The organism is Leptolyngbya iicbica LK, from assembly GCF_004212215.1.
GTDB lineage: Bacteria > Cyanobacteriota > Cyanobacteriia > Phormidesmidales > Phormidesmidaceae > Halomicronema > Halomicronema iicbica.
This window is the reverse complement of the sequence record NZ_QVFV01000005.1, coordinates 322,374-333,931: the sequence shown is the minus strand read 5'-3', so window position 1 is coordinate 333,931 and position 11,558 is coordinate 322,374. Positions and strand designations below refer to the sequence as shown.

General features: G+C 57.7%; 9 protein-coding genes. 1 reads left to right on the top strand and 8 read right to left on the bottom strand.

Going from position 1 to position 11,558, the window contains the following annotated elements:
* Window positions 1-558: 558 nt before the first annotated feature.
* From DYY88_RS18625 to DYY88_RS18615, 3 genes are all read right to left on the bottom strand, one after another.
* Window positions 559-1,563 carry a formylglycine-generating enzyme family protein gene (locus tag DYY88_RS18625; RefSeq protein ID WP_039728877.1) on the bottom strand — a complete coding sequence of 335 codons (1,005 nt, stop codon included), beginning with the start codon at window positions 1,561-1,563 and terminating at the stop codon, window positions 559-561.
* A gap of 181 nt (window positions 1,564-1,744) precedes the next feature.
* Window positions 1,745-3,214: a DUF202 domain-containing protein gene (locus DYY88_RS18620; protein ID WP_052288632.1), complete on the bottom strand. Its 1,470-nt coding sequence runs from the start codon at window positions 3,212-3,214 to the stop codon at window positions 1,745-1,747.
* Between the two features lie 107 nt (window positions 3,215-3,321).
* Window positions 3,322-3,741 carry a YidH family protein gene (locus tag DYY88_RS18615; RefSeq protein WP_039730403.1) on the bottom strand — a complete coding sequence of 140 codons (420 nt, stop codon included), beginning with the start codon at window positions 3,739-3,741 and terminating at the stop codon, window positions 3,322-3,324.
* 98 nt (window positions 3,742-3,839) lie between these two features.
* Between DYY88_RS18615 and DYY88_RS18610 the strand changes: the two genes are divergently transcribed.
* The gene (locus DYY88_RS18610) at window positions 3,840-4,244 is read left to right on the top strand and encodes a YidH family protein (protein WP_044151396.1); all 405 of its coding nucleotides are present in this window, start codon (window positions 3,840-3,842) and stop codon (window positions 4,242-4,244) included.
* A gap of 76 nt (window positions 4,245-4,320) precedes the next feature.
* Here the strand turns inward: DYY88_RS18610 and DYY88_RS18605 are convergent, their stop codons facing one another.
* The 5 genes from DYY88_RS18605 to DYY88_RS18585 all read right to left on the bottom strand — a co-directional run bounded on the left by DYY88_RS18605 (window position 4,321) and on the right by DYY88_RS18585 (window position 11,547).
* Window positions 4,321-4,707, bottom strand: coding sequence for a YidH family protein (locus DYY88_RS18605; protein WP_201279074.1), 387 nt, complete (start codon window positions 4,705-4,707; stop codon window positions 4,321-4,323).
* A gap of 75 nt (window positions 4,708-4,782) precedes the next feature.
* Window positions 4,783-6,243, bottom strand: coding sequence for an MFS transporter (locus DYY88_RS18600; RefSeq protein WP_039728879.1), 1,461 nt, complete (start codon window positions 6,241-6,243; stop codon window positions 4,783-4,785).
* Window positions 6,240-6,818 carry a YqhA family protein gene (locus DYY88_RS18595; protein ID WP_201279075.1) on the bottom strand — a complete coding sequence of 193 codons (579 nt, stop codon included), beginning with the start codon at window positions 6,816-6,818 and terminating at the stop codon, window positions 6,240-6,242. Before DYY88_RS18595 ends, DYY88_RS18600 begins: the two co-directional genes overlap by 4 nt.
* A gap of 44 nt (window positions 6,819-6,862) precedes the next feature.
* A complete protein-coding gene (locus tag DYY88_RS18590; protein ID WP_084607162.1) occupies window positions 6,863-8,782 on the bottom strand; it encodes a bifunctional metallophosphatase/5'-nucleotidase in 1,920 nt (639 codons plus the stop codon).
* A gap of 401 nt (window positions 8,783-9,183) precedes the next feature.
* Window positions 9,184-11,547 (bottom strand): arylsulfatase, encoded by a 2,364-nt coding sequence (locus DYY88_RS18585; protein ID WP_039728880.1) that lies wholly within the window; start codon window positions 11,545-11,547, stop codon window positions 9,184-9,186.
* Window positions 11,548-11,558 lie beyond the last annotated feature (11 nt).

Here is an 11,558-nt window from a genome sequence, read left to right as displayed (position 1 = left end):
GCTATTCATTAGGCATAATTCGGGGAAAGCCATGAATAGCAACACTTCCGACAGTAGCTGCCCAGGCGTCGTCAGGCAGAGATACTGGCTTTGTTGAGGTGTGGCGACTGGGGGCAATTTCGTTTTGCCCCCAGACCCCCATCGACCAGGACGAACTGCCGTCCTGGACCTCGCAGATCAGGTTATCTGTAGGAGATAAGGTCACTTTTTGAGCCAAATCGAAGCGGTCCACTCAGTTTCCGAGCGTTACAAACGGGTCGTGAGCCGATTGAGATGCAATTGTTCAAGCAGCTTGCGGGTAGACGATTGCATCAAATCCCGAAGATTGGGTAAGGGCCACGCCATGCGCCCCTATAGCCAGATCTCAATTTGGCTAGTGGGTCATGCAATACGACCCACAGGGCGATTGAAGCTGTACTCGACACCACGCTACTAACTTTAGATTTGACGCTGCACTAGTCGTTGACGCTGCTTTCATCGATTAGAACATATCTGCAGATGGCCACCCTAATGCTGCGAATGAGTCTGGAGTAAATGGCCAGTTGAGAGGGTTTGAGATTAGCTATCGAGCGATCGCACCAGGCGGAACCCAACATGGGTGGTGCCGGTATCCAGCGCTTGCGATTCACGGGCGGCGGGACGGTAGCGGCTGCAGTAGTTTTTGGCGCAGAGATAAGAACCGCCTTTGATCACGTGCATCGCGCCATCCATGGGCTTTTTGGGGTCATAGCTGACGGCTTGGGTGGGGCCTGTGGGGTCGGTTTGGTGGGCGAGGTCGTCGTGCTGCACCGTGAACCAGCTCGCGGTGAGTTCCCAGACGTTGCCGGTCATGTCGTACAGGCCATAGCCATTGGGCGGAAAGGACATCGCGGGAGCGGTGCCCAAATGACCATCCTCTTTGGTGTTAAAGAAGGGGAACATGCCCTGCCAGGTATTGGCCTGCTCGGCGGAGTATTGTTCGCCCCAGGTGTAGGTCCATTCGTCGTTGCCGCCGCGAGCCGCATATTCCCACTGGGCTTCGGTGGGGAGCTGGCGATCGCGCCACTGGGCATACGCGACCGCATCCTCATAGGCAATCTGGACGACGGGATGATCCGCCTTCCCTTGCAGATCGCTGTCGGGGCCAAAGGGATGCCGCCAGTCGGCCCCTGGTTGCCAGTGCCACCAACTCAGGTAAGCTACCTGCTGAATGCCCTCTTCCGGCGGCTGGAACACCAGGGAACCCGGTGCCCGTTCCGCCTCTGTCAGCTCCGGAAACTGTTCTTGGGAGAGGGGGCGTTCGGCCACTGTCACATAGCCCGTGGCTTCGACAAACTCCGCAAACTGGGCGTTGGTAACTTCGTGGGGCTCGATGCAAAAGCTGCTGACGGTGACATCCTCAGCGATTTTCTCTTCCACAAAATCGGGATTGTCGGACCCCATGGTGAAGGTGCCGCCGGGGATATACACCATGTCGCTGGGGCAGAGGGAGTTAGCCGGAGCGGCGATCGCATTCCCCCCCATGCCCCAACTGGCAAGGACAATTGAAAGAACGGTAATGAGCTGGCAAAGCAAACGTTTCATAGTGAGGGCGGGTTTCAGGTTTGAGGTTTGAATTCTCACGAATAGGGCTCTGTCAAGGCTAGAAATTTGTGTGGGCTGTAGCGTAGGTCAAAGGCAGTGCGACCGACGGGACCGATTCAGCCGTGGGTCTCGTAAACTCGACACCCCGCTACTAATCGGTGAGTTTAGGTTGGAAGCTGCACTAGGGAGTGGTGGGGGCGATCGCGGCCTGCTGTTGCTTTTTAATCCAAATGTTGTAGGGCAGAGCGGTAATCGCGCCCACCACCATGTAAGCAATGATGACCGGAATCGACCTGGGCGCACCATTGGCTGCCACCAAAAACAGCGCCAGGCCAGCATTCCGAGCAATCACCCCAGTCGCGATGGAAGACCGATTGCCTAGCTCAGGGCCGCCGAGCCAATGGCCGCAGGCCAGGCCGAATAACACCACTGGCGGAATGACCGCAAAGCCCCGCCAGGGCACGGTGGGCAACAAGACCCAACTGAGCCCGATTAAGAACACGGTCAACACGATGAATAACGTATTCGCCACGGTGGTCAACAGTTCACCGATGTTGGCCGCTGACTCACCGCCTAACCGCCGCACCAGGAGCCCCAACCCCAAGGGCAAAAACTGCACCATGATGACTTGTTTAGCAATCAGGAGAAACTCACCATTAGCCTCTACGTTGGTAAAAATTGTCGTGAAGATGAACAGCGTGATCGGCGTGGTCACCACTGCGAGGGTCGCGAGGGTGACTTGCAGGCTGGTGGCGATCGCCACATTGCCCCCGGCCATCGTGGCCCGCGTGGTTAACAACGGGGCGCCGGGCGCGGCAGCCAGGGCGACTAGCCCGACTCCAATCGTGATTCCCACTGACGTGTCTTTCAACAAGACGTAGCCGATCACGCCCGCGCCGACGGGAAATAAGACTAACGCGGCGACCAAAGCCCGCATCAGTAGCTGTGGCTGCCGCCAGAGGATGACCAAGTCTGCCAACTCGGTTTTAACCCCTAAGGTCAGCATGAGGAGGAAAATCGCCAGAGCGGCCAGGGTCTGCAGGATCTGGCTGTCGAGGGTGAAGACTTCGCCTAAGGTGACGCCGTTAATGACCAGGGGAATAAATGCGGCCAGTCCCAAAAACAGCAGCACGATCGCGACGGTTAAGCCCTGGGACCATCCCGGTGTGTATTCGTACTCCTCGGTTTCAATATTTTTGAGAATGCGCCAGTGGTTGATGATGGCGGCGACCAGGGTAAACAACCCCAGCGACATCAAACTCAACCCCAGAATCCGTTCCTCGGTCAGCACGTTGATACCCGTGCTGGCCTCGGTTTTGTCCAGATATTTGAATAGGCGATCGATGCCAAACCCAAAGCTAATCATGGATAGGGCGGTACGAATCCACGCCATCAGGGTGCGTTCCTCCGCAGCCCGGGTGCGTTCGCGGGCCAGCGCGGTGCGCACCATCGCCAGGTCGTTCCGTTCTGCTGCCAGATCGGTGCGCTGGATGGACAGGCCGGTACGTTTCTCCGCCATCTCGGTACGCTGCTCGGCTAGGCCGGTGCGTTGTTTCGCCATCTCGGTGCGCTGCAGGGCCAATTCGTTATTGCTCGGCGGCGGGGATGGGGGGGAGTCGTTGGGATTAGACGTTTGATTAGAGTCAGTCATGGCGATCGCAAAAAGTGGGTGGGTAAAGGGAAGTAGACATCATGCCCCAGCTGAGTAAACAAAAGTTGCCGACCTGCGCTTAAATCTAGAATGCAGGCGGACCGCCACTAGCGAGCTAAGCGCAATAGCGGGCTAAACAACACGCTGAGAAAGGCCAAACCGCCGATCAGGGCGAGACTATAGGCGACAATCAGGGCAGGCGATCGCCGCGACACATATACCAAGTCATTCCGCTGAATGCGCTGGAGTTGGTGACGATGGTCGATCGCGGCATACAGCATCGCAAAGGTGCCCAGAGCGACAAAGGCCAGACCCAAGATGCGCGTTAATCGCACCGGATTCACCGTATCGCCCAACGCCTGTTGAATCGCCGCCACAATACTGTCAATACCAAAGCCAAAACCAATCAGCGCCAAAGCCGTGCGGATCCAAGCCATCAGGGTGCGCTCTTCAGCCGCGCGGTTGCGCTCCTTGGCGAGTTCTGTGCCAGCATTGGGCACGTGGGGGGTAGAATTTGCATCACTCATGGCAACAATATTTTTGTAAAACAATTAAGTATCACTGAACCCAGCGCGGAGAATACACCCAGACCCCTGCGCCCTTATCCATAGGAGAGACTCGCCTCGTGACCTCTGATCGACCGCCTAAGCTGTTTGGCACCACTAACGAGTTGGCGAAAGAACGCAACCGCGCCGCTGCGGAACGGACGATGAACGCCTGGCTCGGTCAATCGCTGACGCTGATTGGGTTTGGGGTCGCGATTGACCAGATTTATCAGGGCGTCCGCCAACAGTTCCCGGATATCGATCCCTTGCTGAGAGAAACCCTGGCCCACACCATCAGTCTGGCCTTCATTGCTCTGGGTACGATGCTGCTGGGGTTGGCCTTGATTCAGCATCGCTTGGAGGTCAAATCGCTGGAGCGCGAAGACTATGTCCTGCAATCGGTATCGCGGCTGAACCACTTTGTTGTCATCGGCGTCATCCTGAGTGGGGTCTTGGGCTTGGTCACCATCACCTTGTTTTTGTGAGCAGAGTAATTGCATGGCTGGTTGGTCGATGAGTAAACAGAAATCAGAGCGTCGCGATCGCGTCAGCAGCAGCGCGTCAGTATACGGGCGTGAGCCATAACTGAATTAGCGTCAGCCCACCCGCAATCAAAATAATCCACCCGGTCACACCCCCGAGCGACCAACGCGGCGTGAAATAGTATTCTGGCTGTCGCAAACGTTGCAGCTCGCCTTGATAATCGTGGGCCGCAAAGATCAGCGTGATGACGCCGACCCCCACCATCAGCACGCTGAGCAGGTAGGTCCAATAGCTGAGGTAAGACACCACTGGCACCAGAATGTTGGAAACTTGGCTGATGCCCACGCCGATGCTGATCAGGGTGACGCTGCTGCGGACAAAAGACAGCAAAGTGCGATCGGCGGCGATCCGGTTTCGCTCGCGGGCCAGCTCGGGTTGAGGGTTGGGAGGATAAGGGTTTTGCATCAGTGAGGTGAGCGATAGGACCGCATTAACGTATTCATCTCGGGATTCAATACCGCCAAGCAGGGGGCAGCAATTTTACTTGGGCACCAGTGGTTCCGGCATAACCTCAGTGGCTCCAATGGCTTCTAAGGATTGCCCAGCGGTGTCGATGCGGTAGAGCAGAGTGAGTCCGGCAGCCAACACACAACAGCCGGCCAGCCCTAGTAGCAGCGTCGGGGCGCCCAGCGATCGCTGCAACACTGGCAGCACAAAGGTACCGAGCACGGCTCCCGCTTTCGCAAAGGCAGCCGCAAAGCCAGCCCCCGTCGCCCGGATTGAGGTCGGAAAGACCTCCCCCGACAGCAAAAAGGTGGTGGCGTTTGGCCCCGCATTCATCATCAGGTTAAAGACGAAAAAGCCTGTCACCACCAGTCCGATTTCGCCCTGACTGCCAGCGGGCAACCTACTGGCAGCAGCGAGGATGCTGAGCCCCACGGCCATGCCCATAAAGCCCGCCACCTGCAAACGAATGCGCCCCAGTTTTTCGACCAGTACGATGGCGCCGATAAACCCCAGAATGAGAAAGACATCAACCACAGCTGAACCTTTGGCTGAGCCCATTTCTCGCACCATGAAATCCGTTTCGTCGGCAAAGGCCAACATGGCAATAATGGCTGGGGTAAAAATGCCCACCCCATAGGTCGCAATGTCTTGCAAAAACCAGGGCAGCGAGGCCAACAGGGTACTGCGGCGATGCATTTGATTGAACAAAGCCCCGAAGGTTGGGGACTCGGTCGAGATGGGCGGTTCTGTGTCGGGGGTAATGGTGATATCCGTTTCCAGCAGTTGAGTCGCCGCAATGGAAGCTTCCTCATATTCACCCCGACTGATGTAATAGCGCGGACTTTCCAGACTAAAGCTGAGTCGCACGATCGCCACCGCGATCGCCAGCAGCACCCCGACCCCAAGCATCCAACGCCACGCATACTGAATAGCCATGGCGCTGGTATCTGGGTACAGCATCCGAAATACCGCAATCGTCACTAGCCCCGTGACCGCTCCCAACAGGGCTCCCACGGCCTGAAACGTAAATGCCCCGATGACCATGCGGCCCCGCCATCGGGCAGGCATATTCTCTGTGATGTAAGACACGCTGATGGGGTAGTCAGCCCCGATGCCAACGCCCACTAAAAAGCGGAAGGCTATGAGAGAAGTGGCATTCCAAGCAAGGGCTGTGCCCATTGTGGCAATGACGAAAATCGCCACGTCCACAATCAACATGAGCTGACGACCGATGCGATCAGTAATGGGGCCAAGTGTCAGGGAACCGACGAGAGAACCCGCGACGGCTGCCGTCGCCACCGCCCCGATCGCTACTGCATCCAGCCCAAAATCTTGCTTAAGGAAGGGAATCGCCACGCCGATGATGAAAAAGTCAAAGCCATCCAGGGCAATCAGCCCCGCCGATAGCAGCCAGAGCAGCCACATGGTGCGGGTGATGGGTGACTCATCGAGCTGAGTTTCAAACGATGGTGTGGCGGCTGAACTGGCGGTCATTCTTTAGCCTCCGATGACGTGGGGGGCTCTTCTTCGCTGGCAAATTGTAAAAGGCGGGTGCTGGCGGCGATCGCCAAAATCGACAGGGGAATCACCAGATACGTCCACTCCAGACTGCGAAAAGAAAGCCGCTCTAGCAACCCTTCGACAAAGACCACCGTCAACAGCACCACCAGCAATTCCAGCAGCGTCTTTTTGAGCACGCCGATGTTGCTGACCCGCAACCAGGAGGGCGTATCCGGATCTTTGCGCCCCAGCTGAATAAATAGCGAGTAAATGCCGTAAGCGAAGTACAAGAAGGCTAACCCGACCAGAAACACATCCAGGCATTCTAAAAGCTCGATGGTCGCCAGTTCGGTCAGCTTAATCGAGCTATTCTCGATCACCGGTTCTTCCACCCCCGCCACCAGCAAAACCGTTTTGAAGGTGTTGACGGTGCCAATCCAGAACATCACCACCGCCCCCACCAGCGAAGACAGCACTGCTAACACGCTAATCAAGCGGGTCCATTTGATGGCGACCCCAATGCGGGGCATGAGGGTGGTTGATTCCGGTCGGGAGGGCATCTCTGGCATGGCACAACCTGGATGGGGGATAAGGGGTTAACGGGTTAACGGGGTCAGCGGATCGGCAGGCCCCGGACTTCCCGGGCACGGTCATTTTTTACCAGCCTGGAAATGCCGTCAGCAGTTTTATCGGGCAGGCTGACGAGATAATCCATAATCGCCTGCCACTCTTTAATTTCTCGGCTGGTGGGAGCGATCGCCGCCAGGTCGGCATTGAGCTGGGTGGTGGTGGGTAAAACATAGGGACTGGTCGAGGCCCGGGGGTCAACGATGGCTTCGACCTTGCGGGTGAGGGGGCTGCCATCCGCCTGTTTCGGCTGCAGGGGCAACGCGCCTTGGGTAAGCTGAGGAATGTAAACCAAAATCGAGCCCATATACAAACTGGTGGCAAAGCTGTAGAGGGTCGGAGCCTCCAGATCGAGAGGTGCGTAACCGTCGTCCAGGTTGCCCAGTTCTAAGGCGGTGACCTGATCAAATCGGGGGCGGCTGGGGTCGTAGTAAAACCGCAGGCCCGACGTTCTGGGGTAATATTCGCCGGGATGATTGGGGTCATCCATCAGCAGAAATTCCAGAATATTTTTCAGCTCCGCCGCCGTGAAATACCCCTTGACCAGGGCACTTCCGGCGGTGGCGTCCACAATACCGTTACCGAGGGGAGCCAGGGCAAAAATGTCGTACACCGTTTGCACCCCGGTTTTGCCTTTTGCCAGTCCAGCGCGAATCGCCCCATTAGCGGTGAAGCCGATCTGGCTGCCGGTGGCCTGACGCAGGGCGTCCGTGACCACATTGGCCAGGGGCGTCCCCGATTCAATGTCGGCGTAGTCCATGGGCCAGTCTTCGGCGATGACCACCAGAGGTTGGGTGGTGGCATACCCCCGGGGGGCGAACGTCACCGCTCCCGCCTGCTGCAAAAAGCGCTCGACCTGGGTCTGAATGACTGGATCGCCCTGGATGTAGTCATCAACGGGAATTAACCGATAGGACTCCACCTGCACCTGGCCCTGCTCAAGGCTGAGCACCAGTTCACCCAGATGCTCGCCATACTTGCCAGTCTGCACCACGGGGCGATGATCGACGAACAGCGGCTCTCGCAACTCGCTATGGGTATGGCCACCAATCACCACGTCCAACTCGGGGATAGCTTTGAGCAGGTTCAGGTCTTCTCCCTGGCCAAATTGACCATCGGGGCGTTTAACCACGCCCCCGTGGCTGAGGGCGATCGCCACATCGACCTTTTCCGCCTGCTTGAGCCGTTGCACTGCCGCCCTGGCGGTTTCAATCGGATCACTGAAGGTCACCTCCCCCGGATCCGTGGCGTATTTAAAGGCGTCGTAGCCGATAATCCCCACCAGGCCAAACCGCAGGCCGCCCCGCTCAATGATCTGATCAGGCTGCAGCACTCCGCGTTCGGCCATGGCTTGCAAGTCGGCTAAGCGATCGGAGTCCGCACTGACATCCGTATTTGTTACCAGCACGGTCGGGATATCGCCTGCCTGTGCCGCCTGCTTGATCGCTTGACCCAGGCCATCTGGCCCCAGATCAAATTCGTGGTTGCCCAAAGTGGTGGCGTCGTAGCCCATTTGGGCCATCAGTTGCAGTTCGGCCCCCAATTCGCGACAAGCGGCGGCAACAGCAGTGCCCATGCTGAAGTCTCCCGCATCCAGCACCAGCACCGGGCCGAGCTGCTCCAGTGCGGCTTTCCGCTGGGCAATTAAGGCTCCCAGGCGGGCATAGCCACCCCGGGTCTGGTCATCTCCCAGACTAAACGGCGTGTAATCTTGAAACGGCCCCACCCCGACCACATTAGAGTGCATGTCGTTGGTGTGAAGGATGGAGAAGATCTGCTTGCCAGGAGTGGCCGCCAGGGCCTCTAACGCATTAAACGAAAGCATCACGGTAGGCGTCATTGCCAGAGAAGTTTTCAGGAAAGTGCGGCGATTGAGTTCGAACCTCTGGGGATGAGAACGGGGCATGGCTTGGCTTTAGGGATCGGTGGACAAAACACATCCCGGTCAAGTTTGTCGGTGGGTAGATGTGTGAGTGGGTGGATGAGTTAGCGATTAGTTGAGGGTCGGAACCTTACTTTGAAACCGTCCCAGAAAACAATCGACAACGGTTCTGCCGCCTACAGTAGCCGCTGATGAACCCTCCAGGCTGGAATGGCACTGAAATAAACTACTCAACATGGCTGAAACCCCTGATTGGCCGTAGCCGTAGGCACTGCCCACCAGCCTTAATGCAGTGACGTTCCCTCCAGGCTGGGTTGGAAAACAACAAAATTGTACGGTCAACGTTTTGATCTCACTATTCAAAAAATGCAGGTTAACGATATCCCCCCAGACGATGCCCGCAAGCTGAGCTGGGGGGATGAGGCTTAGTTCAAAGCGATCGCCACCTCATCCAGCTTGCCGGTAAAGGCAAAGGGCATCTCGTAGGTTTCCGTCACCGGAGTGCCCGTATCGAAGCCCACATCCATCGTTTCGTCCAGGGTGACGCGGTTAGGAATGCTTTTCTCGACCCGCCCCTGACCAATTTTTTTGTTGTTGGCGTACAGCGTCACCGTCGCCCCGGCATAGGGCTGATTGGCATCGGTTTTGTAATCAGCTTTGAGCGTGACTTTGCCAGTGGGAATGCGCTGATCGGACTCGATGTTGTACCGTTCCACTCCAGCCAGGTTGTAGTGGTAAACGAGCTTGCCGTCCTTCACAAACAGCCCATATCCGGCGAACCGTCCGCCGACCGTCACCAACATGCCTTCCGCCCCCTGGGAGGGAATTTCCACATTGGCGGTGATGGTGTGGTTGACGTGCTTCAGGTCGGGGGATGAGCCTTCCGGGATGCGGATGCCGCGGGGGTAGGCAAAGTGGGTGCGCCCTGCCGTCAGGCTGGGACGGTTGGCAACGTTGAGCCGGGCGGTTTTACGACCATCCAGGGGTAGCACGTTGTACTTCGCCGCTTCCGCGTAGAACAGGTCTTTCATCTCCTGGAGCTTATCGGGCATCTGATCCGCCAGATCCACCGCCTGGGTGAAGTCTTCGTCGATGTGGTATAGCTCCCAATCCAGGTTCAGAACGTCCTTATCCGGCGGCGGTTCCGAGTCCCAGGGTTCACTCCAGAGGGCACTGGCCATCCAGCCGTCGCTGTAAATGCCCTGATTGGCAATCATCTCGAAGTACTGTGTGGTGTGACGAGTGGGAGCTTTGGCGTCATCGAAGGTATAGACCAGGCTGGTGCCTTCGATGGGCTTCTGGGTGATGCCGTTGACCTGTATGGGCTGGTCGATACCGATCGCCTCCAAAATCGTGGGAGCAATGTCGATCACATGGCTGAACTGGAACCGCTTGCTGCCCTTATCTTTGATGCTCGCTGGCCAGGACATCGCCATGCCGTTGCGGGTGCCGCCAAAGTGGGAGGCAATCTGCTTGGTCCACTGGAAGGGGGAATCCATCGCCCAGGCCCAGGCAGCGGGAAAGTGGTTGTAATACATCGGCCCACCCAGGTCGTCGATCGCGGCCACCTTGTCTTCCAGCTTTTCGGGCAGGCCGTTGAAGAAGGTCATCTCGTTCAGCAGACCGTTGAAGCCCCCTTCAGCACTGGAGCCATTGTCACCCGCGATGTAGATGACCAGGGTGTTGTCCAGTTCGCCGATCTGGTCGATCGCGTCTACCACGCGACCTACCTCATGGTCCACCTGGGCGGTGAATCCGGCAAACACTTCCATCATCCGGGCATAGACCCGCTGCTCCTCGGGGGAGAGGGAATCCCAGGCGGCGAGGGCGGCGGGACGGGGGGTGAGCTTAGCATCAGCGGGAATCACCCCCAGCTTCTTCTGCCGCTCGAAGGTGTCGATGCGGTACTGATCCCAGCCCATGTCAAACTGGCCCTTGAATTGGTCGATCCACTCCTGGGGAGCCTGGTGGGGGGCATGGGTGGCACCGGGGGACAGGTACACGAAGAAGGGCTTTTCGGGAGAAACCGCATTCACCTGGCGAATGTAGCTGATGGCGTGGTCGGCCAGGTCGGTGCTGAGGTGGTAGGGGGAGCCGTCAGCATTGGTTTCAGGGGGCTCGATGCGGGTGGTATTCTCCACCAGGGCGGGGTGGAACTGGTCGGTGTCGCCGCCCACAAAGCCATAGAAGTAGTCAAAGCCCAAACCGCGCGGCCAGCGATCGAAGGGGCCAGCCATGCTGCTTTCCCAGTCGGGCACGTTGTGGTTTTTGCCAAACCAGGCGGTGGCGTAGCCGTAGGCCTGAAGGATTTGGGCAAAAGTGGCGGCATTATCGGGAATCACCCCGGAATAACCGGGGAAGCCCGTGCCTGCTTCCGTAATCACGCCGTTGCCCACAGAGTGGTGGTTGCGCCCGGTGAGCAGCGCCGCACGGGTAGGGGAACAGAGGGCCGTCGTGTGGAACTGGGTAAACTGCAACCCATTTTTCACCACCCGATCCATCGTCGGGGTGGGAATGCTGCCGCCAAAGCTGCTGAACTGACCGAAGCCCACGTCATCAATCAGCACCAGCAGTACATTGGGAGCGTTTTCAATGCCGTAGGTGCTGGGCAGTTTGAGCTGGGTTTTGACTGGCTCCGAGGTTTTGTAGGTGAGCCCCACTTTGCCGGAAAAGGGCTGGGTGGGATGGGGCAGAATTTCCTGGGCCAGGGCGGGGGGGACGGCGGATTGGAGCACTAAAGCCACCATCACTACCCAGGCCAGAGCAACTTTCCAGATGCGATTGAACATACTTATCCTCC